The organism is Mesocryomonas fontinalis (assembly GCF_055730125.2).
Map to the genome: position 1 here is coordinate 238,075 of NZ_JBUZWG020000002.1, position 21,924 is coordinate 259,998.

Annotated in this window: 17 protein-coding genes and 1 tRNA gene; 14 read left to right on the forward strand and 4 right to left on the reverse strand. The window is 65.7% G+C overall.

Annotation, left to right across the window (positions count from 1 at the left end; genetic code table 11):
• Positions 1 to 21 precede the first annotated feature (21 nt).
• Both ACZL02_RS06265 and ACZL02_RS06270 read left to right on the forward strand, forming a co-directional pair.
• Entirely contained in the window at positions 22 to 1,539 is a 1,518-nt protein-coding gene (locus ACZL02_RS06265; protein WP_472937743.1) for a sugar ABC transporter ATP-binding protein, read from the forward strand.
• A 58-nt stretch (positions 1,540 to 1,597) separates the two neighbouring features.
• Positions 1,598 to 2,599, forward strand: coding sequence for an ABC transporter permease (locus ACZL02_RS06270; protein ID WP_472937744.1), 1,002 nt, complete (start codon positions 1,598 to 1,600; stop codon positions 2,597 to 2,599).
• Positions 2,600 to 2,698: 99 nt separating this feature from the next.
• Here the strand turns inward: ACZL02_RS06270 and ACZL02_RS06275 are convergent, their stop codons facing one another.
• The 3 genes from ACZL02_RS06275 to ACZL02_RS06285 all read right to left on the reverse strand — a co-directional run bounded on the left by ACZL02_RS06275 (position 2,699) and on the right by ACZL02_RS06285 (position 5,269).
• Entirely contained in the window at positions 2,699 to 3,583 is an 885-nt protein-coding gene (locus ACZL02_RS06275; RefSeq protein WP_472937745.1) for an SIS domain-containing protein, read from the reverse strand.
• A gap of 65 nt (positions 3,584 to 3,648) precedes the next feature.
• Positions 3,649 to 4,602, reverse strand: a complete 954-nt coding sequence (locus ACZL02_RS06280) for a shikimate dehydrogenase family protein (RefSeq protein WP_472937746.1) — start codon at positions 4,600 to 4,602, stop codon at positions 3,649 to 3,651.
• Positions 4,603 to 4,639: 37 nt separating this feature from the next.
• Positions 4,640 to 5,269 (reverse strand): glucose-6-phosphate isomerase, encoded by a 630-nt coding sequence (locus ACZL02_RS06285; RefSeq protein ID WP_472937747.1) that lies wholly within the window; start codon positions 5,267 to 5,269, stop codon positions 4,640 to 4,642.
• Between the two features lie 272 nt (positions 5,270 to 5,541).
• On the opposite strand from ACZL02_RS06285, the gene ACZL02_RS06290 reads away from it, so the two are divergent.
• The 10 genes from ACZL02_RS06290 (at position 5,542) to ACZL02_RS06335 (ending at position 17,137) form a co-directional block, all read left to right on the forward strand.
• On the forward strand, positions 5,542 to 6,513 hold the full coding sequence (locus ACZL02_RS06290) for a substrate-binding domain-containing protein (RefSeq protein ID WP_472937748.1): 972 nt from the start codon (positions 5,542 to 5,544) through the stop codon (positions 6,511 to 6,513).
• A 73-nt stretch (positions 6,514 to 6,586) separates the two neighbouring features.
• The gene (locus ACZL02_RS06295; RefSeq protein ID WP_472937749.1) at positions 6,587 to 8,098 is read left to right on the forward strand and encodes a sugar ABC transporter ATP-binding protein; all 1,512 of its coding nucleotides are present in this window, start codon (positions 6,587 to 6,589) and stop codon (positions 8,096 to 8,098) included.
• A complete protein-coding gene (locus tag ACZL02_RS06300) occupies positions 8,095 to 9,084 on the forward strand; it encodes an ABC transporter permease (RefSeq protein ID WP_472937750.1) in 990 nt (329 codons plus the stop codon). The genes ACZL02_RS06295 and ACZL02_RS06300 overlap by 4 nt, the downstream gene beginning before the upstream one ends.
• 4 nt (positions 9,085 to 9,088) lie before the next feature.
• A complete protein-coding gene (locus ACZL02_RS06305) occupies positions 9,089 to 10,594 on the forward strand; it encodes a xylulokinase (RefSeq protein WP_472937751.1) in 1,506 nt (501 codons plus the stop codon).
• Positions 10,595 to 10,631: 37 nt separating this feature from the next.
• Positions 10,632 to 11,390 (forward strand): SDR family NAD(P)-dependent oxidoreductase, encoded by a 759-nt coding sequence (locus ACZL02_RS06310; protein WP_472937752.1) that lies wholly within the window; start codon positions 10,632 to 10,634, stop codon positions 11,388 to 11,390.
• A gap of 95 nt (positions 11,391 to 11,485) precedes the next feature.
• Positions 11,486 to 12,622, forward strand: a complete 1,137-nt coding sequence (locus ACZL02_RS06315; RefSeq protein ID WP_472937753.1) for a glycerol dehydrogenase — start codon at positions 11,486 to 11,488, stop codon at positions 12,620 to 12,622.
• Positions 12,623 to 12,640: 18 nt separating this feature from the next.
• The gene (locus ACZL02_RS06320) at positions 12,641 to 13,663 is read left to right on the forward strand and encodes a galactitol-1-phosphate 5-dehydrogenase (protein WP_472937754.1); all 1,023 of its coding nucleotides are present in this window, start codon (positions 12,641 to 12,643) and stop codon (positions 13,661 to 13,663) included.
• A gap of 25 nt (positions 13,664 to 13,688) precedes the next feature.
• On the forward strand, positions 13,689 to 15,215 hold the full coding sequence (locus tag ACZL02_RS06325) for an FGGY-family carbohydrate kinase (protein ID WP_472937755.1): 1,527 nt from the start codon (positions 13,689 to 13,691) through the stop codon (positions 15,213 to 15,215).
• Positions 15,205 to 16,206 carry a sugar-binding transcriptional regulator gene (locus ACZL02_RS06330; RefSeq protein WP_472937756.1) on the forward strand — a complete coding sequence of 334 codons (1,002 nt, stop codon included), beginning with the start codon at positions 15,205 to 15,207 and terminating at the stop codon, positions 16,204 to 16,206. Before ACZL02_RS06325 ends, ACZL02_RS06330 begins: the two co-directional genes overlap by 11 nt.
• 169 nt (positions 16,207 to 16,375) lie before the next feature.
• Positions 16,376 to 17,137, forward strand: a complete 762-nt coding sequence (locus ACZL02_RS06335) for a phosphodiester glycosidase family protein (RefSeq protein ID WP_472937757.1) — start codon at positions 16,376 to 16,378, stop codon at positions 17,135 to 17,137.
• A 450-nt stretch (positions 17,138 to 17,587) separates the two neighbouring features.
• Here ACZL02_RS06335 and ACZL02_RS06340 read toward each other — a convergent pair.
• Positions 17,588 to 17,663 (reverse strand) — tRNA-Thr (locus ACZL02_RS06340).
• 316 nt (positions 17,664 to 17,979) lie between these two features.
• Between ACZL02_RS06340 and ACZL02_RS06345 the strand changes: the two genes are divergently transcribed.
• A complete protein-coding gene (locus tag ACZL02_RS06345) occupies positions 17,980 to 19,287 on the forward strand; it encodes an NtaA/DmoA family FMN-dependent monooxygenase (protein ID WP_472937758.1) in 1,308 nt (435 codons plus the stop codon).
• Positions 19,288 to 19,696: 409 nt separating this feature from the next.
• Positions 19,697 to 21,871, forward strand: a complete 2,175-nt coding sequence (locus ACZL02_RS06350) for a histidine kinase dimerization/phosphoacceptor domain -containing protein (protein ID WP_472937759.1) — start codon at positions 19,697 to 19,699, stop codon at positions 21,869 to 21,871.
• Positions 21,872 to 21,924 lie beyond the last annotated feature (53 nt).

Genomic DNA, 21,924 nt, shown 5'->3' on the forward strand with positions numbered 1-21,924 from the left:
TGACCAGCGAGGAAGAGCACAATGGAGCATCAGACGATTGGCAATGCCGCGTTGGCCGACGCCGATATCCTGCGCATTGCCGACCTCACCAAGACCTATGGCCGGTTCTCCGCACTGAAATCCGTCAGCCTGTCGGTGCGCCGCGGCTCGATCCACGGCCTGCTCGGCGAGAACGGCGCGGGCAAGTCGACGTTGGTCGGCATGATCTCCGGCCAGCGCTCGCCGACCAGCGGCACGATCACGCTGAACGGCGTCGAGGTTCAGGGCAGCGACGTCAAGGCGATGGAGAAGTCTGGCGTCTTTCTGGTGACCCAGGAGCCGATGATCATCGACCACATGAGCGTCGCCGAGAACCTCCTGCTCGGCATGTGGCCGAAGAAGGGCGGATTCATCGACTGGAAAAGGCTGCGCCAGGACGCCGCCCGCATGCTGCAGGGCTCCGGAATCGACCCGACCGCCATGGCGGGCCGGCTCGATGCGGTGGCACGGCGCAAGCTCAATATCCTGCGCGCCATGTTCAGTGGCGGCAAGGTGGTGATCCTCGACGAGCCGACCGCCTCGCTCGACGTCGAGGCACGCCAGCAACTTTTCGAGTTCATGCGCCGTCTCAAGCGCGACGGTGTCACCTTCATCTTCATCTCGCATTACAATGACGAGATCCTCGAGATCTGCGACGCCGTCAGCGTGCTGCGCGACGGTGAGCTCGCCGGCGGCTCCGACAATGTCGGCACGCTGACCTCGGACCAGCTGTCCGAATTGGTGCTGGGCCGCGGCCTGACGCTGTTCCAGCGCGAGCGCCGCTCCTTCGACGCGCATGAACCGGCGATCGCCGTCGCGGGCGTCCTGGCGCGCAACGTCGCTGTGGATGCGTTCCACATCCACCCCGGCGAAATCGTCGGCTTTGCGGGCCTGCCCGGTTCCGGCGCCAAGGAGTTCGCGCGCAGCCTGTTCGGCCTGCTGCGGGCGAAGCAGGGCACGATGCGGTTGCCGGACGCCCCTGCCGCGACAGCGCTGCCCGACCATCCGTTCGAGGCCTATCGCCGCGGCATCGCATTCCTCTCCGACGATCGCCGCAAGGATGGCGTCGTCGGGCACCTGTCGATCGGTGCCAACATGTCGCTGTCCTCGCTGCCGGCGCTGTCGCGTAACGGCTTCGTCGACGAGAAGGCCGAGCAGGCGATCATCGCGCGCTACTTCACCGGGATGGGCGTCAAGGCGCCGAGCCCGGATGTCGCCATCGACACGCTGAGTGGCGGCAACCAGCAGAAGGTCTGCCTCGGCCGCGTCATGGCGACCCAGCCGAAACTCCTGATCCTCGACGAGCCGACGCGCGGCATAGACGTCGGCGTCAAGCAGGACGTCCACCGCATCGTCGACGAATTGAGCCGGCAGGGCGTCGCGGTGATCGTCATCACCACGGATTCCGACGAGATGGTGCGGCTGGTGGACCGCGTCTGCGTGTTCTCGGGTGGGCGCATCGTCGGCGAACTGGCGGGCGAGGCGATCAGCAAGGACCGGCTGAGAGAGATCGCCGGCTGACGGGTTTCAAGACGGCTCGAGGCGCTCCGCGCCACGCCGGACATTCTGGGAGTTTGACATGAGCAACATCTCGATCAAGGCCGAGGCCGTCCCGGCGAAAGCCGCGGGCACGACATCCAACCGGGCCGTCATCGGATGGCTGCTGCACAACGTCGTGTGGATCTGGCTGGTCATACTCGTCGCGCTGTTCGGCTTCTTCAACGCGTTCTTCTTCACCATCTTCAATCTGCAGAACATTATGGTGCAGGCGACGGTGCTCGGCATGCTGGCGATCGCCGTCTCGCTGCCACTGCTGGTCGCCGAGATCGACCTCTCGATCCCCGCAAATCTCGGCTTCTCCTCCGCCGTCGGCGCGCTGGCTGTCACCGATTACGGCGCGCCCTGGTGGCTCGGGGCGATTGTCAGCGTCGCGGTGGCGACCGCCATCGGTTTCTTCAACGGGCTCTGCATCACCCGGCTGCGGATGGTCTCGCTGATCCAGACACTGTCGATGATGATCATCCTGCAGGGCGCGCTGCTGGCGCTGACGCAGGGCAAGACCATCACCGCTTTGCCGGAGGGTTATACCTGGATCGGCCAGGCCGCGGTCGACGGCTGGCCCATCATGCCGCTGGTCTTCGTCGCCGCGCTGGTCGGCCTCGGGGTACTGCTGCGCCGAACGGTCCTCGGTCGCAGCATCTATGCCGTCGGCGGCAATGCCCCGGCAGCCAATTCCGCAGGCATCCGTGTCGACCGCACAAAGATCGCCGCCTACACCATGGCCGGCTTCATCACCGGCATCGGCGGCTTCCTGCTCGCCTCCTGGCAGATGGCAATCACCTCGAACCAAGGCAGCAGTTTTCTGCTCTACGCCATCGCCGCGCCGATCATTGGCGGCGTCAGCGTCTTCGGCGGCCGCGGCAATGTGGTCGGCGTCTTCGGCGGCGTCATGCTGCTCACCGTCATCCAGGTTGGCCTCGCGATCATCGCGGTCCCGTCCTTCTATGTCGGCATGATCGGCGGCGTGATGATCTTCATCGCCGTCGCGATCGACGCCATCCGGGTGCGCTACTTCCAGTAGCGGCTTTGGAGTGCCGGTCGTGACGGCAGGTCGGCCAAATGATGGCGTCGGCGAGCGGTCCACGAACACTGTCGGGCCGCTTCATCGCCGCGGTCTCCCTCAGCCCCCTGCTGGGTCGATACGAAGTCCGTTCAGGCGGCGCTTCATCGTCTCGAACCTGCCGATGAAATCGTCCGTGCGCCGCAGCGCCACGGCGGTCGAGAGGATGTCGATGACGACGAGGGCGGCAATGCGCGAGATGGTCGGCGTGTAGCTGTCAGTGTTGTCGAGCGTCTCTACCACCAGCGTCACGTCGCAATGGTCTGCGAGCAGCGCCGGCGAGCCGGTGATCGCGATCACCTTCGCGCCACCCTCCCGCGCCGCGTCCGCCACCTCGACCAGCGAGCGGGTGCGTCCAGTGTTGGAGATGACGACGGCGACATCACCTTCCCGCATCACCGAGGCCGACATGATCTGCTGGTGCGAGTCCAGCTGCGCCCCGCAGGGCACGCCGAACAACGGGAATTTCTGCTGCGCGTCGCGCGCCACGACGCCCGAAGCGCCAAAGCCGAAGAACTCGATCGATCGCGCCGCCTCAAGGATCTCGATCGCCTTGACCAACTCGGCTTTGTCGAGATGGGTGCGCGCCCAGTCGAGGCTGGTGATGGTGTAGTCGAAGATTTTCTCGACCACCGCCTCGGGCGAATCGGTCTTCAGCAGCACCGAATGCGTCGCCGGGGTGCCAAGCGCCAGGCCATGGGCGAGCCGCAGTCGGAACTCCTGGAATCCAGTGCATCCGATCGCCGTGCAGAATCGGATGACCGTCGGCTGGCTGACGCCGGCCGCCGCCGCCGCATCGGCGAGCGTCGCGCCGAGAATGCGGTGCGGATCGGCCAGCACGAGGTCGGCTACCTTGCGCTCGGATTTCCGCAGTCCGTCGAGGGTCGTGCGCAGGACTTCGAGGATGTTGCGCCCGTCGGTACGGACCGTATCGTCTTTTAGCAAGAACACCCTCTCCTCGGTCGGCGGGATGCCGGCAACCGCCCTACCCTCAACGTTCGACCCGTCGCCTAGCCTTGCGACGCCTGCGCCGCAATGGCGGAAATCTTATCGAAGCGCGGGCCGCTCGACGGTATCGCGATGTCGAACACCTCGGCGATGACTTGGGTCCAGCCGTAGATGAAATAGGTCCAGCCGTCTTCAATTTGAAGCTTTCGGGCTTCAGCCTGCCGCCGGGCTTGATCGAGGAAGACGAGCTCACCGCGATAGTTGAGCTCCCAGACGACGCCGTCCTGTGGAAACACCGCGGCGTCGGTCAACGGTGAGCCCGGCGCATCCTTGCCGAGGCCGGTGGCATTGATGACCAGCGAGCCAGCGGGTAGGCCCGCGACCACCGCGTCGTTGTCGGCAGCCGTCGCCGCAAGGACGTAGTCGACCGGGATATCGGCGCCGATTTCCGAATGGATGCGGCGGATGTCGGCAAGACGCGCCTCGCTGCGGTCGGAGACGATGATCCGCGACGGGCGGTCGGCGCCGCGGCTGGCCTGCAGCATGTGCCAGGTCAGCGCGATGGTCGAGCCGCCGACACCGATGGAGAACAGCGCCCCGCCGGTCCTCTCAAAATGTCGTGGCCGCAAAAATCCGTCGAGTGCGAGGCCGGAGGTAATCGGGTCCTTGGCATGGCAAACGAGTTTTCCGCCACGCTTCGACAGGCAGCTGGTCTCGTGCATCAGCGCGGCATGCGGGTCGATCTCGTCGAAGAGATCGCGGCAGGCATTGAAGAGGTCGAGCTTGTGCGTCGTCACCAGCGCGCCGAGCGACAGCGGGTCGCGCTTGATGAAGGCGACGGCCTCGCGATAGGCGGCGGGGTCGGCATGGAGCGGAAAGTCGATGCCCTCGATAACGGCATTTCTCAGCCCGAGAAATTCTGCCCAGGCCGGAAAGACCCGCATGATCGAACTCTTCGTCGTGGTGACGCCGACGAAGTAAAAGGTCGGTTGTGTGGCAGGTTCGTAAAGCGGCATGCACGGGTCTCGCTGTTCTGTTTCGTCGCCGGCGCGGTCAGGTCGGCTGGGCAAAGATGGCGGCGACGAGGTCTGCCGGGCGTTCGCGATAATCGGCATTCGCGACCTCTTTCCAGCCGCCCGCGCCGTCGTCGACGATCCGGCTGCGCATGCCGCCCGCCTTCTCGATGATCGCGTAGTCCTGACCACTGTCGGCGGGATAGGCGAAGGTCATCACCAGCGCGTCGCTGCCGACGTTGACCGAGCGGTGAATCCAGTAGGGCGGGACGTAGCAGAGGGTGCGGGCGCGCATCTCGACGATGCGGATTTCGCCGGCCGGCGACTCCAGGAGCATCAGGCCGTGGCCGCTCTCGCCATAATACATTTCCGGCCGGTCGGCCCGGGCGTGGATATGGCCGCGGGTAAGGAAATACTCGTTGCCGACCTTGCCGGGAAGCATCCGGGTGACGCCGATGATCATGTCGCCGGCATCCGTGGACGGCTTGTGGTCGGTGACTTCGTACATCACCGCTTCGGCGCCAAGCTCGGCGACGAGGCGGTCGTAAGCGGCCTTATCCTGGTAGAGACCGGCGAGATCGCCGAGGGTCTTCCGGTAGCGGTTTCCAGCGCCTGACAGTTCGCCCTTGGCGATGTCGACGGTGAAGATGCCGGGTTCGCGCATGGTCATGAATAGGTCCTTCGATCGAGTTCTGCCTGCCAGCAGACCTTGTAGCATTGCTACATTCCCTAAATCTGGCAGGCAAGGTGTGAACGTCAGGCGGCCCAAATTCGCTGCATTGCGGCGCAGCAATGCGCGACTGACTCCCAAGTGCTCTGCAATAAATTCACTTATGAACACGGCAGTCATTTTTGTGAAACGAGCAGTGCTTGACCGAGGCTCGATCTTGTACTTATGCTACACGAAGGGCCGGAGACACGGCTGGTGCTGAGGAGGAACGCATGAAGAAGATTTCCCTGTCGGGTTGCATGATGGCGGTCGCGCTCGTGGCCGGGTCGCTTGGCAGCGCCCATGCTGCGGACTGTAAGGTCGGCATCGCCATGTACACGCTCAGCGCGCCCTATTTTGCCGCGCAGGAAGCTGCCGCCGTCGACCAGGCCAAGAAGGCCGGCTGCGAGGTCTCGACCGCCGATGGCCAGAACGACATGGGCAAGCAGGTCTCCGACGTCGAGGACATGGTCGCCAAGGGCATCAACCTCCTGATCCTCAACCCGCGTGATCCCGAGGGCCTTGTTGCCGCCGCGAATGCCGCCACCGCTGCCGGCGTGAAGGTCGTGGTGATGGATTCCTCCATCAACACCAATGCCAACGTCGTCACCCAGGTCCGCTCCTCCAATGACCAGAATGGATTTCTCGTCGGCCAGTGGCTCGCCAAAAAAATGGCGGGCACGCCGATGAAGATCGCCCTCCTTTCCGGCGCCCAGGGCAACGAGGTTGGTCGCGATCGCCGGCTCGGCGTGTTCCGCGGCCTGGTCGAGGGCCAGCTCGTCGGCGCGGGTACCGCCGGCTTCGAAGTTGTCGCCCAAGGCTGGGGCGGCTGGGAGCAGGAAGGTGGCCTGAAGGCCATGGAGGACATCCTCACCGCGCATCCGGACGTCAACGTCGTGCTCGCCGAGAACGACTCGATGGCGCTCGGCGGCATCAAGGCGCTGGAAGGCGTCGGTAAGACCGACGCGCTCGTGCTCGCGGCCGCTGACGGCCAGAAGGAAGCACTGGCCCTGATCAAGGACGGCAAGTACGGCGCCACCGGCCTCAACGATCCCGACCTCGTCGCCCGCACCGCGGTCGACATCGGCCTCAAGGCGGTAAAGGGCGAGCTTTCGGCTGAGACCCCGAAGCTGACGCTGACCGAGCCTGCCGTCATCACCCAGGAGAACGTCGAGAAGTACTACCGCGCCGACGCGGTGTTCTGATCCAACCGGACAGTCTGAACAGCGGCGGCGGCACTATTGTCCGCCGCCGCCCATCCTATCGTCCGGGAGCGTCATGACAGAACTCGCAAGGCTTTCGGCCATCACAAAATCCTTCGGCGGCGTTCACGCGCTGCGCGGGGTCGATTTCGCAGTAGAGGCCGGAGAGGTTCATTCCCTGCTCGGCGAAAATGGCGCGGGAAAATCGACCCTGATGCGCGTCCTCGGCGGCGAGATGCTGCCGACCTCCGGCACCGTCACCATTTCAGGCGAAACCGTCGAATTCCGCGACCCAAAAGCCGCCCGTGCGCGCGGCATCGCGGTTATCCACCAGGAACTGGCGCTGGCACCGGATCTGACGGTGGCGGAAAACATCTTCCTAGGCGAACTGCCGGGCGTCATTTCCTGGCGCAAGCTGCGACGGCGCGCCGGTGCGCTGCTCGACCGGCTCGGCTTCGACATCGATCCCGGCCAGACCGTCGGCAACCTTGCAGTTGCTCATCAGCAGGTGGTCGAGATCGCAAAGGCGCTTGCCGGCGAAATCAAGATCATCGTGTTCGACGAGCCGACGGCGGTGCTCTCCACCCAGGACGCCGAGCGACTGCACCGGATCATCGCCGACCTCCGCGCCAGCGGCGTCGGGGTCGTCTACATCTCCCACCGTCTTGACGAGGTGATGCGCATCTCCGACCGGATGACCGTGATGAAGGACGGCCAGAACGTCGGCACGGTCAACGCGGCTGACGTGACGATCGAAGAGATCATCCGGATGATGGTCGGGCGTCCGCTGGCGGCGATGTTTCCGCCGCGCCAGAATGCGGGCATCGGCGCCGAGTTGCTCGAGGTCCGCGACCTCCAGGCCGGCCGCAAGGTGCGCGGGGTCGGCTTCAAGGTGCGCGCGGGCGAGGTGGTCGGGCTCGGCGGACTCGTCGGCTCCGGCCGCACCGAAGTGGCGCGGCTCATCTTCGGCGCCGATCCGCTCGACAGCGGCCAGATTTTGTTGCGCGGCAAGCTAGTGAAATTCCGGTCGCCGCGCGATGCGGTGAAGGCCGGCATCGGCCTCGTTCCCGAGGACCGCAAGCACCAGGGCGTCATTCTCGACACGCCAATCCGGGTCAACGTCACCATGGCGCGGATGTCCTCGGTGGTGAATGCGCTGGGGTTCCTGCGCCGGCCAACCGAGAAGCGCCTGGTCGCGGATCTCGGCTCGAGTCTCAGGCTGAAGGCCTCCAGCGTCGACGCCCCGGTCTCCAGCCTCTCCGGCGGCAACCAGCAGAAGGTGGTGCTCGCTAAGTGGTTTCACGCCGAGGGCGACGTCATCATCCTCGACGAGCCGACGCGCGGCGTCGACGTCGGCGCCAAGACCGAGATCTACGCGCTGGTGAATAAGCTGGCCGAGGCAGGCAAGGCGGTGCTCGTCATTTCCTCCGAGCATCAGGAACTGTTCGGCTTGTGCGACCGCGTCCTCGTAATGGGCGAAGGCGAACTGCGCGGCGAGCTGCTGCCGGTCCGCTACAGCGAGGAAAACCTTCTATCGATGGCCATGGTCCGGCCCGGCATCCCCCTTCAAGACGGTGAAGCAGAATGACGACGGTCACAGACACTTCCAAGCCCAAAAACGCCCGGTTCGATGTCGCCAATGTCCTGCAGCATTTTGCGACCGTCGCTATCTTCGTCGTGCTGGTGATCGTCGCCAGCTTTTGGTCAGACAGCTTTCTGACACGCATCAATATCCTCAACGTGCTGCGCCAGGTCGCATCGGGCGCCGGCATCATGGCGGTCGGCATGCTGTTCGTGATCCTGACGCGCGGCATCGACCTCTCGGTCGGATCGATCGCTGCGCTCGGCAGCGTGCTCACCGCCTATTTCATCCATTTCTCCGGCTTCGGCACGGTCTCGACCATCGCGCTGGTGATCCTCTGCGGCGCCGCCTGCGGCCTGGTTACGGGCTTCTTCGTCGCCTACCTCAAGCTGCCGTCCTTCGTGATGTCGCTGGCGATGCTCGCGATCGCCCGCGGTCTGTCGCTGATCATCTCGGAGGGCCGGCCTATTCCGCTCGGGGCGGAAGGCTCGGCCTTCTCGGATTTCGGCTCGGGCTTCGTTGCCGGGCTGCCGCTGCCGGTCTGGCTGATGTTCGCGGTATTCCTGATCGGTGGCGTGGTGCTGAACTACACGCGCTTCGGCCGCATCATCAAGGCGATCGGTTCGAACGAGGAGGCGGTGCGGCTCTCCGGCATCGCGGTGCCGCGCTATATCCTCTCGGTCTACATCATCTCCGGCGCGCTCGCTGCCATTGCGGGCATCATCTCGTCCAGCCGCACCGGCGTCGGCTCGGCTCAGGTTGGCATGGGCGCCGAGCTCAACGTCATCGCCGCGGTGGTGATCGGCGGCGCCAGCCTGATGGGCGGACGCGGCGGCGTGATCAACACGCTGCTCGGCGCGCTGGTCATGGGCATCATCGCCAACATCATGAATCTCGCCAGCGTGCCGGGCTACCACCAGCAGGTCTACATGGGCGTCATCATCGTCGTCGCCATGCTGCTGCAGTACGGTACCGGCCAGCTGAAGCACTGACGGCATGGCGCGCGATCTCACTCTGTCGATCGACGTCGGCACCGGCAGCATCCGCTCCGCCCTCGTCGACACGAACGGCAGAATTCTGAATGTTGCCGCCCGCGAGCACGAGCAAATCGTTCCGCAATTCGGCTGGGCCGAGCAGCGGGCTGAGGACTGGTGGACCGGCGTCGTCAGCACCGTGCGCGCTGTACTGGACGCGGTCGAGGGGGCGCGCGACCGGATCGCGGCCGTCGCCGCCTGCGGCCAGATGCACGGCACCGTGCTGGTGGACGGCAATGACCAGCCGACGCGCGCCACCGTGCCGCTCTGGAACGACAAGCGCACCGCCGGCTACGTTGCCGACTTCGAGCGCAGCCTCTCGCCCGCCCACTATCTCGCCGAAAGCGGCAATCCGCCGACGCCCGCTTGGCCCGGCTTCAAGCTGCAATGGCTGCGCGACAACGACCCCGATGCCTTCCGCGCGGCAGAGACCGTGCTGATGCCCAAGGACTTCATCAACCTTCGCCTCACCGGTGAGCGGGCGATGGATACCGGCGACGCATCCTGCACCTTCCTGATGAACCCGACGACCCGGGCTTGGTCGAACGCGATGATCGCCCGTCTTGGTCTCGATGCCGGCCTGCTGCCACCCATTCGCGAACCGATGGACATCCTTGGTGCCGTCACGGCCGAAGCGGCCCGTGATACAGGTTTGGCGGAAGGCACGCCGGTGCTGGTCGGCGGTGCGGACTATCCGGTAGCCTTGCTCGGCTCAGGCGTTTGCCGGCCGGGCCTCGTCTCCGACGTGACTGGCACTTCCTGCATCCTGACGCTCATCGCCGAGGCGCCGCTGCTCGACCCCGAAATCTGCAACGTCGCGACGGTGGAGGGGCACTGGGGTGCCTTTGTCCTGCTGGAGAGCGGCGGCGATGCCATGCGTTGGGCCCGCCGCGCCTTCCACGAGCGAACGCTCGGCTATGACGAGATCGTCGCCCGCGCTGCCGAGGCGCCAGCCGGCGCCGACGGGTTGTTCTTTGTGCCCTACCTCACCGGCGAACGGCTGGGCGAGCACCGCAATGCCCGCGCCCAGTTTTTTGGCCTCGGCGCCGCGCACGGCCTGCCGCACCTGCACCGCTCGGTGATGGAGGGCGTTGCCTTCGCGGCCGCGCGGCACCTCGCGATCATGGAGCAGGCGGCCGGAACGCGGCTGGAGCGCGTCGTCGCCTCCGGCGGCGGCGCCAAGACCGCGCTCTGGCTGAAGATCAAGGCGAGCCTATACGGCATCCCGGTCGTCGTGCCGGAAGAGGCGGAGTGCGGCCTGATCGGCAATGCGGTGATGGCGGGCGTCGCCACCGGCCGCTTCGCCGGGACGGACGAGGCCGTCGCCGCGCTCGTCCGCCACACGGCAGAAACTCTGCCCGATCCGGCTTGGCGCGATCGCTACATCCGGATGCAGCCTATCTTCGACCGGCTCTACCAGGCCGGAAAGAATTTCTACGACGACCTCGACCGGCTCGCCGACGCCTGACGCGGCCCGGCAGCGTCTGCCATCCATGGAGACTTTCATGAAAGACATCATCGCCACCTTCCGCCAGGATCTGTTCGCCGGTCAGCGCGTGCTGGTTTCCGGCGCCTCGACCGGCATCGGCGTGGCCATTGCCCGCGGCTTCCAGGCGCTCGGCGCCGAGGTGGTCGCTACCGGCTCGTCGGCGCACAAGCTTGCGGCTGCCAAGGCCGATCCCGCCAATGCCGGCATTCGCTTCGAGGAGCTCAACGTGCGCGACCGGGCGGCGGTGGATGCCTTCGTCGGCGCCCTGCCCTCACTCAACGTCCTGGTGAACACCGCCGGCATCGTCAAGCCGGACGCCGAATACGAGGAAGAATCCTATCTCGAAGTCATCGACGTCAATCTCAACGGCGCCATGCGGCTGTCGATGGCGGCGTATCCGCACCTCAAGGCCTCGAAGGGTGCGATCATCAACACTGCCTCGATGCTGAGCTATCTCGCCGACGAACGGGTGCCGGCCTACACCGCGTCGAAGACCGGCATCATGGGCCTGACCCGGGCGCTGGCGCACAGATTCGGCGCAGACGGCATTCGCGTCAACGCCATCGCCCCCGGCTACCACAAGACCGAGATGACCAAGGACCTGTGGACCCATGCCGAGCACGGCCCGACCATCGCCCGCAAGGCAGCGCTGAAGCGCTGGGGCACGGTCGAGGATCTCGTCGGCACCGTGGTCTTCCTCGCCTCGCCGGCCTCGCTCTTCGTCACAGCGACGACGCTCCCGGTGGATGGCGGCTACGTCGTCAGCGGCTGGTAGTCGCCAGAATTTTCACATTAGTACTTCACAATCCCATTTGTGATAAGTAAGATCAAGGCAGAGAGCGCATCAGGCGCCGGCCGGGAGGATTCCACATGACGACGGCAATCGGCTGGCAGGCCGCAGACGGCCGTGCGTATGGCGGGCCCGGTCGCTATATCCAGCGCGCCGGCGAGATCGAGCGTCTCGCCGAGCATTTGCGGGATCTCGGCGAGCGCCCCTTCCTCCTGATCGACCGCATCGTCGACGAGCGGCATGGCGAGGCCATCCGCGCCTCGTTGGCTGCGGCAAATCTGGAAGCCCGGATCGAGCTCTTCGGCGGCGAATGCTGCACCGAGGAGATCGACCGGATCACGGCGCTGGTCGCGGAGATTGGCGCGGACGTCGTTGCCGGCATCGGCGGCGGCAAGACCGCCGATACAGCCAAGGTTGCCGCAGTCCGCAACCGCGCCCGCATCGCCGTCGTGCCGACCATCGCCTCCACCGACGCGCCCTGCAGCGCCATTGCGGTGCGCTACAACGCCGAAGGCGTGATGCAGGAGGCGATCTCGCTGCCGCGCAACCCGGACATCGTCATCGTCGACAGCGCCCTGATCGCCAAGGCGCCGGTGCGTTTTCTCGTCGCCGGCATGGGCGACGCGCTCTCGACCTTCTTCGAGGCGCGCTCCAACCTCGAATCCCGCTCGCCGAATTTTGTGCGGCCCTATCTCCCGGCCCCTATCGCCGGTATCGCCATCGCCCGCGCCTGCCACGAGGTGCTGATGCGCGACGGCGTCGCGGCAAAAATCGCTGCCGAGCGCGGTCTGCTGACCCCGGCGGTGGAGGCGATCATCGAAGCGAACACGCTGCTTTCCGGCCTTGGCTTCGAGAACTGCGGCGTCTCCGGGGCGCACGGAATCCATGACGGACTGACGGTGCTGCCGGCCACACGAAAATTCTTCCATGGGGAGAAAGTCGCCTTCGGCACTCTCTGCCTGCTGATGCTGGAGGGCCGGCCGCTCGCCGAGATCGAGGAGACGGCACGCTTCTGCCGCGCGATCGGCCTACCGACGACGCTTGCCGACCTCGATCTTGCCGATGCCGGCCCGGACGAGATCGGCCGCGTCGCAGAGGCAGCGCTGAAGCCCGGCGCAATCATCGGCCGGGTAGCGACGCCGCTCTCGCCGGCCATCATCCGCGACGCGATCCTCGCGCTCGACGCCTATACCAGCGGGCTTTCCCGCGCCAACTGACACCTGAAAGGACGCACCATGCGCGCAGCCGTCATGTACTCGCCCGGCGACATCCGGATGGAGGACGTCGCAAAGCCCGTCGCCGGTCCCGGCGAAGTGCTCTTGAAGATCGCCGCGGTCGGCGTCTGCGGCTCCGATATTCCGCGCATGCTGATCAAGGGCGCGCATAAGATGCCGATCATCTGCGGCCACGAATTTTCGGGGCACATCGAGGCGATCGGCCCCGGTGTGGAAGGTTTTGCCCCGGGCGAACTCGTGGCCGTCGCGCCGCTGATCCCGACCGAGGAGTGCGATCAGACCCAGACCGGCAATTTTTCGCGCGCCCGCAACTACGACTACTTCGGAAGCCGGCGGGACGGTGCCTATGCCGAATACGTCGCCGCCCCGGTCGGCAACCTTTTGAAGGCGCCCGCCGACGCCGACCCACGCGCCGTGGCGATGACCGACCCAGCCTCGATCGCCCTGCACGCGATCTGGAAGGCCAAGCCGACGCCGGCCCTCGGCGACCGGGGCGGCGTCATCGGCTGCGGGCCGATCGGCCTCTTCGCCATCCAGTGGATGAAGCTGATGGGTTGCACCGAGGTCGTCGCGATCGACGTCTCCGAGCGCAAGCTGGAGCAGGCCCGCGAAGCTGGCGCCACCCACACCTTCCTCGCCGGCACCACGGTTCCCCGCGAACTCGCCTGCGACCTGATCATCGAGGCCGCCGGCCACCCGACCTCGATCAATGCCGCGGTCATGATGGCGGCGCCTGGCGGACACGTCGTGTTCATCGGCATCCCGGTCGGCGACGTCTCGCTCGACAACAAGACGTTCCAGCATTTCCTGCGCCAGGAGATCTCGCTGCACGGCTCGTGGAATTCCTTCGGCGCGCCCTTCCCCGGCAAGCAGTGGACGGTGACGCTCGACGCGCTGGTCACCGGCAAGCTCAAATGGGAGTTCATGATCTCGCACGACCTCCCGCTGGAACAGGTGCCGGCGACATTTGAGATGCTGAGGGGCAAGCAGGAATTCTTCTCGAAGATCATGTTCCGCCCTTAGGCGCTGGCACTTCAAAGGAAATCCCATGGGTCTGCTTCTCGGCCTCGACTTCGGTACAGGCGGCGTGAGGGTCGGCGTGTTCGACCTCGCCGCCCGCCGGATGCTGGGTGAGCGCGAGGCCCGCTACGACACCCGCTATCCCCGGCCGGGCTGGGCGGAACAGTCCCCGCTCGACTGGTGGACGGCGCTCGGCGAGGCGACACGCGGCCTGATGCGCGAGCTCGGCTCACCGGAAATCGCCGGCATCTGCGCCGCGACCACCGCCTCAACCGTCGTCGCCGCCAGGGCCGACGGAACGCCGCTGCGTCCCGCGCTGCTGTGGATGGACTGCCGCGCCGCGGCGGAAGCCGACCGAACGGCCCAGTCGCGCCACCCAGTTCTCGCCTATGCCGGCGGCGGGGACGCTGCGGAATGGCTGGTGCCGAAGGCGATGTGGCTCGCCCGGCACGAGCCCACCGTCTACGCCGAGGCCGAAGTGATCTGCGAGTGCCTCGACTGGGTCAACTTCCAGCTCACCGGGCTCTGGTTCGGCTCGCGGATGAATGCCAGCTGCAAATGGAACTATGACAGCGTCAACCGGCGCTTTCCCGACGACCTGTTCGCCGAGCTCGGCGTGCCGAATCTCGGCCAAAAGCTGCCGACCGATATTTTCGCCGTCGGCGCTCCTGTCGCGGAAGTGAGCGCGGCGGCTGCCGCCCATCTCGGCCTGGTCAACCGGCCGATGCTGGCGCAGGGCGGCATCGACGCGCATATCGGCATCGTCGGCGCCGGGACTTTGAAGCCCGGGCAGTTGCTGATGATCGGCGGCACCTCGACTGTCCACCTGTTCCAGCTCGATGCCGAGCGGCCGATGACCGGCTTCTGGGGGCCCTATCCGCACGCGCTGGTCGACGACCACTGGCTGGTCGAGGCCGGCCAGGTATCGGCCGGCTCAGTGCTCAGCTGGTTCTCGAAGGACGTGTTCGACGTCGATGCCGAAGGCCTCGACGCCCTCTGCGAGGCGGCAAGCCGGCTCGGGGTCGGTAGCACCGGGCTTTTGACGCTCGACTACTTCATGGGCAACCGTACCCCCTATCGCGATCCGCACCTGCGCGGCGCTGTGCTCGGCCTATCGCTCGGGCATGACCGCGCGGCGCTCTACCACTCCGCCATCGAGGCGGTGGCGTTGGGTTCGGCCAACGTGCTGAAGCGGATCGGCGAACTCGGCGTCTCCTGCGACCGGATCGTCACCTCCGGCGGCTATGCCAAGAATCGGCACTGGCTGAAGGCGACGGTCGACGCGATCGGGCGATCGGTCGAACTGCCCTCGGCCGCGAACCTCACCATTATCGGCGCGGCCGGCTGCGCGGCGGCCGGCGCCGGGCTGGTGCGAGATCTCTTCGCCGCGGCCGAGGCCGTGGAGCAGCCGGCAACGACGATCGATCCCGATCCGGTAGCGCACGCGGCCTATGGCGAACTCCTCGGCGAGTATCTAGAAGCGACCGAGCTTCTGGCGCCGCTGTCGCGGCGCCTCGCAGCACGGCAAAGGGAGGCCAGCCACCATGTCCAGTGACTCTCCCGACCGCGACGTCCAGTTCCGCTCGATGTCGGGCGAACAGCGTGAACTGCTGATGATCCAGGTCGCAAAGCGCTACTACGACCTCGACATGACGATGCGCGACCTCGCCGAAGAGCTCGGCCTTACCCGATGGCAGGCGAGCCGGTTGCTGACCGAGGCGCGCGAAAGCGGCATCGTCCGCATCGAGATCGTGCCGCGCGGCCTTCGTCATCCCGGCCTCGAAAGCCGTTTGCAGAAGCGCTGGGGCCTGAAGGAGGCCGTCGTCGTGCCGCATGGGGGCGAGACCGACGAGGACCTGCTGCTTAACAGCGTTGCCCAGGCTGCGGCGAAGATGATCGCAGGTCTGGGGCGCGTGCCGCTGATCGGCGTCTCCTGGGGCCGCACGATGAGCGCCGTCGCCGGCCACCTGCCAGCGTTCTGGAACGAGGGCGTCGAGGTGGTGCTGCTGAACGGCGCGATGAACATCCGCTCGCCCTCGATCCGCACCAATAATACCGCGGAGCTGTTCGCTCGCTCGGCCAACGGAACCGCGACGCTGCTGCCGGTTCCGGCGATACTGGGACATGCCGCAACGCGCGTCGCGCTCGAGGAAGATCCGACGATTTCAAGCGTGCTGGAGCTCGGACGCCGGGCGCCGATCATCTGCTTCGGCATGGGGACGATCAGCCCGCAATCGGTGCTGGTCCAGTCCGGCTTCGTCACCGAGGCAGAGACCGCCGCACTGAAGGCCAAGGGCGCCGTCGGCGATATTCTGAGCCGCTACATCGATGCGGAGGGGCGAATTGTCGACCCCGATATCGACGCCCGCACAATTGGACTCGACCTGAAATTCTGCCGTGAGCGCGAATTATCGATCGGCGTCGGGGCGGGAAAGTCCAAGCACGCCATCGCTCTCGCTTGCCTGCGCGGCGGCTACCTCAACGCCCTCGTGACCGATGAGCAAACCGCCCTCTTCCTTCTGGAGGAGAAGCCTGAGGGACAATAATAAGAAGGCTACGGACGGGAGCGGCAAGAAGCCGCTTGCTGGCGCCGAGGCCAGACTAGCTCCCCCGAACCGTTCCGCCCTTAAGGCGACACCGGCAGTGCGTTGCTTTCCGGCAGGAGCTGCCTATTCGACAACGATGCCGGGTGGCGAGAGCCAGAGGCGGCAAAAAATGAGCTGGCGGTTTAGGTGGGTGGCGCTGGTAATGACTGTCGCCGGCACGGAAGCGGCAAGTGCGGAGGCATGCGTGCACGACCGCTTCGAAGATGCGGATTACATCGTCTGCACGATCGACCCGGCCGCCTCCGACCTTCGCTTGTTCTGGCGGGATCGTGAAGGCGCGCCCTATCGCAGCTTCGCCAACCTTGCTCGATCCGTCGAGTCTGAAGGCGGCAAACTCGCCTTTGCCATGAATGGCGGCATGTATCGAACGGACTTCTCGCCTGTCGGCCTTCACGTCGAAAACGGCAAGACGCTGCGGCCGACGGACAACACGACGATCGACGGGCCGCCAGGTAAAGTCCCAAATTTTTACAAGAAGCCGAACGGCGTCTTCTTCATCTCCGGAACAAATGCGGGCATTCTGACAACAGACGCGTTTACCAGGGAGAAGCCCGACGCTCGGTTTGCGACGCAGTCTGGACCGATGCTCGTCATAGCGGACCGTCTGCATCCGGCGCTGATCCCAAACTCATCCGATCTAACAAGGCGCAGCGGCGTCGGCGTCTGCGAAGGCGGCCGCGTTCGGTTCGCAATCAGTGAAACAGGCGTCAACTTTCACGCGTTCGCGCGGTTGTTTCGGGACCATCTCTTTTGCCCGAACGCCCTTTTCCTGGATGGCGGTCGGGGCGCGGGGCTCTACTCACCCACCTTGGGTCGTGACGACGTTTCATGGCACGGTGCATACGGGCCGGTCTTCGGACTCGTAGATTGATGTCGAAACCTGAGCGCTGAAGCAATCGCTTGATTCCCGGAAGACCATGCCAATGGCCGCTTTCCCGCAGTCGAACAGGTGCGAAAACAATTTCCGGCGCGGTTGCGGGTCAAATCCTGCCTCTCCGCCTCCGGGGTGTCGTCGGCCGGCGATCGACGATCTCGACGCGGCCGTCGTCAACACCGACTAGCGCAGAAGAATAGCCACCCGCTGCGATCGGTGTCCAACCTCCTTCTTCTCCGCCACCGCGTTCGCCGAAACCGTCATTTTCTGGCGGTGACCAAGGAGTCTTGATCCTAAAAGGCGCGCGCAAGCTGACCACCTGCCGGGCTTCGCGTGTCCGCATTCCGACGCATGCCAGGGGTCTCGGAGGTATCACGGGTGCAACACGGTGGCTGAGGTGACACCTCTCGGTGTCCTCCAAAAGCCTTGCTGTGCTGGGGTTTGAAGTGGTGCCGGCTGCAGGGCTCGAACCCGCGACCCCCTGATTACAAATCAGGTGCTCTACCAACTGAGCTAAGCCGGCATCTGGATCGGCGGGCGGGGCCGACGATCGCGTTTGCCGGGTTGGTACGGCAAACGGATCCGTTTCGGGCGGCGGACAGTCCGCGCCGGTTGGGATCGGGTTTTGAATACTGCGGGTCAGGTGTCGCTGTCGAGTGCCTTGGGGGTGGGAGGGCCGGTTTATTGCCGGCAATGGGTGGCGCGAAGGCATGGGAGGCCGGATGTTGCGGTGCAAACAAATCGTCGCCATCGGAAACTTGGCATGGAACGATGGCGCCGGCCGGGCTGTCAGCGCTGAGTCGGGCCGGATGTCGTTTTGCACGCGAAAGGAGAGCTTCATGCCCACCCCGTTCCACATGGCCTGGTTCCTGCAAGGCTCGAGCATCCAGGCCTGGGGGGCGCCGTGGACCGGCAATATCAGCCAGGACTGGATGAGCGCCGATCTGTTCAAGGACCTTGCCCGCGCGCTGGAACGGGCCTGTTTCGACTATCTGCTGATCGAGGATTCGATCTACATCGGGCAGAACTGGGAGAATTCGCGGGACATCTTTCTGAAGAACGGCATGTCGGTGCCGCGGCAGGAGCCGTCCGTGGTGGCGACGCTGATGGCGGCGGTGACCGACCGGCTCGGCATCGTGCCGACGCTCTCGACCTTCGCCTACGCGCCCTACCTCACCGCCCGCATCGTCGGCACGCTGGACCAGATCTCGGCGGGACGCGCCGGCTGGAACGTCGTCACCGGCAGCTCCGACTATTCCGGCCAGAATTTTGGCCTCGATAGCCTGCCCGAGCACGACGTGCGCTACGTCATGGCCGACGAATACGTCGATATCGTCAAGCAGCTCTGGGACTCATGGGAGCCGGGCGCCATTGTCGCCGATCGGCAGTCGGGCGTGCTGATCGACCCGGCCAAGGTCCACACCATCGACTTCAAAGGCCAGTATTACAGCTGCCGAGGCCCGCTGAACTCCGGCCCCGCACCGCAGGGCCGGCCGGTGATCGCCCAGGCCGGCGGCTCGTCGGCCGGCAAGACCTTCGCGGCGACGCATGCCGACACCATCGTCGCCGCGCCCTGGGGCGTCGCCAACATGAAGAAGTACCGCGAGGACGTGCGGCGCGACATGGCGGCGCTCGGCCGCGATCCCGACAGCTGCAAGATTCTCTACCTCGTCACCCCGGTGATCGCCGAGACGCTGGATCAGGCGCGATGGTTCGCCGACCAGCGGGCGGTGGAGACCGAGAAGAACATCGACATCCGGCTCGCCCGTATGGGCTGGACGACGAACATCGACTTCTCCGGCTACGACATCGACCAGCCGGTCGGCGAACTCACCACCAACGGCCACCAGTCAAGTCTTGCCTCGTTCCTGCAGCGGGCGGGCAAGAACACGCTGCGCGAGGCGATCGTCGCGCAGAACAACGGCTATTGCGTCGACATCGTCGGCACCCCCGACAGCGCGGCGGCGCAGATGCAGGAGATTATGGAGGAGGTCGGCGGTGACGGGTTCCTGATCGCCCTGAACGACGTCAGCCGCCGGTCGGTCGCGACCATCACCGATGGCCTCGTGCCGGCGCTGCAGCAGCGGGGCCTCGTGCGCACCGCCTATGGGCACCGGCACCTGCGTGATAATTTGATGGCTTTCTAACCGGACCTCAGTCTCTCGCCTCTTCCGCCGGGAGGGCGAGACCGGACGTCGTTCGGCCAGATCGGCTGCCGGGGAAGAGGGCGGCCGATGCCGCCGCCGGCGACAGCCAGTCCGCGCGTGACATGCCATCCGCAGGTTTCGTCGCGCGGTTGCAAGCGTCAGCGCCGACTGTCCGCTTTTCAACCGCCCTCGCCGTCTTTGATCGCGTCGCGCCGAGACGCGCTTATGCCGCGCCATACCGCGTCGAAGACATTGATCCGCAATGGAATCCGATGGCGTGCCGCCAATCGAGGCGTTATAGCGACCTATGATCCAAAAATCGCCTTAGTTGGCAAACAGAGCGGCATGTCGGTTGGGTCGTGCACATATCAACCCTGACATGCGTTGATTGCGGGATACGAGGTATCGATTGACTGACCTGACGGCGAGCCTCGAGAGCTCGAGCGATCCTTCCGACCTCGGACCCGATCTCAGCGTCTGCGATCGCGAGCCTATCCATATCCCCGGCTCCATCCAGCCGCATGGCCTGCTTCTCGTCGTCGACGCCGCGAGCCTCGTGGTGACCCATGGCGCCGGCGACATCGAGGGTCGGCTCTCGCCCGACTGGCGCGGCAAACGGGTGGAGACCTTGATCGGCCGCGATATCTCGGCCCTCTTGCCTCCCGTCTCGTCCGCACCCGGCGGCCAGGTCGTCGACGGCCTCGTTGAGGGTCTGCGCGAAACCTTCGACGGCACGATCCACCGCGTCGGGGCGCGGATCCTGATCGAGCTCGAGCCGGCCCCGGCCAGGCCACCATCGGCGACGTCGGTGCTGATGCTCCTCGACAGTGCCGGCGCCCGCCTTGGCCGGGCGCCCGACCTCATTGCGCTCTGCGACCAGGCGGCCATCCTGTTCCGTCAGCTCACCGGTTTCGACCGGGTGATGATCTACCGCTTTCTCGACGACGATGCCGGCGTGGTCGTCGCCGAGTCGCGCGATCCCCAGCGGCATTCCTTCCTCAACCACCACTTCCCCGCCTCCGACATCCCGAAGCAAGCGCGCGCGCTCTATGTGCGCAACCATGTGCGGGTGATCCCGGACGTCGGCTACCAGCCGGCGCCGCTGTGCCCGACGATGATCGGGGCTCCGCTCGACATGAGCGACGTGTCGGTTCGAAGCGTCTCGCCGATCCATGTCCAGTACCTGAAGAACATGGGTGTCGGGGCTTCCGCCTCGGTGTCGATCGTCAAGGATGGCCTGCTGTGGGGGCTTGTCGCCTGCCACAACGAGACGCCGAAGAACCTCACCTGCGATGTTCGCACCGCCTGCCGGATCCTTGCCGGCAGCCTGGCCCGGCAGGTTCGCGCCAAGGAGGAGGCTGAGGCCTATCGCGAGCGGCTGCGGCTGCGGTCGGCCGAGGACGTGATCACCCTCCGGCTCGCCCGCATGACGGCCATCGACCACGCCATCACCGGGGCGCAGGGCGACATCCAGCGCATGCTGGGTGCGCACGGTTTCGCGCTCGTGCAAGGCGCAAAGGTCGATCTCTACGGTTCATGTCCGCCTGTCGAGGATGTGCGCGAGCTCGCGCAATGGCTGGGGGCGGAAACCCGGGTCGAACCTTTCGCCACGCATCAGCTGTCGCGTGTCTTCCCCCGGGCCGCTGCCTACCGGGAAGCGGCGAGCGGGTTGCTGACGGTCACCTTGTCGAGCGACACGCCGCTTGTCTTCATGTGGTTTCGGGCCGAGCAGATCGAGGTGATCAACTGGGCCGGCAATCCGCACAAGGCGATCGATCAGGTGCCGGGGCAAGCGCTCAACCCGCGGGCTTCGTTCGACGCCTGGAGCGAGACGGTGCGCGGACTGGCGCGTCCGTGGACTCTCGGCGAGGTCGAGGCGGCGCAGCGCATCAAGGGGACCGTCGCGGAGTCGCGCCAGAACAGGCGGCTGCAGGAGCTGAACGCCCAGCTGACGGTGACGCTGGCTGAGAAGGAGCGGCTGCTTCAGCAGAAGGATTTCCTGGTCAAGGAGGTCAATCACCGCGTCCAGAACAGCCTGCAGCTGGTCTCCGCCTTCCTCAGCATGCAGTCGCGCTCGATCAAGGACCCGGTCCTGACCGGACATCTCGACGAAGCGCAGCGGCGTCTCCTGGCGGTCTCGCTCGTCCACAAGCGGCTGTACCGCGACGACAATGTCGAGACGGTCGATTTGTCACGCTATCTCGAGGACCTCTGCGTCGATACGCGGCAATCGATGGGCGGGGATGGCGGCGACCAGCTGGCCTTCGATCTCGCGCCCATCCTTATCGCCTCGGACCGGGCGGTGAGCGTCGGCCTGATCCTGACGGAACTGGTGATCAACGCCAACAAGTATGCCTATGGCGGCGGGGCAGGCCAGATCGCCATCACGCTCGAGCAGTATCGCAACCGCTTCCTGCTGATCGTCGCGGACCAGGGAAGCGGCCTGACCCGGACCGAGAAGGGTTTTGGAACGCGGATGATGCAGGCGATGGTCGACAGGCTGCAGGGCACGATCGACTATGCCGACAACGAGCCTGGCCTCAGGGTCATCGTCTCGGCCCCGATCGAGGACAGCGTCTCCTGAAAGGCAAGAGACGCTGAACGCTCTCTCCCGGGGGCCGTTTCGACAAAGATCAA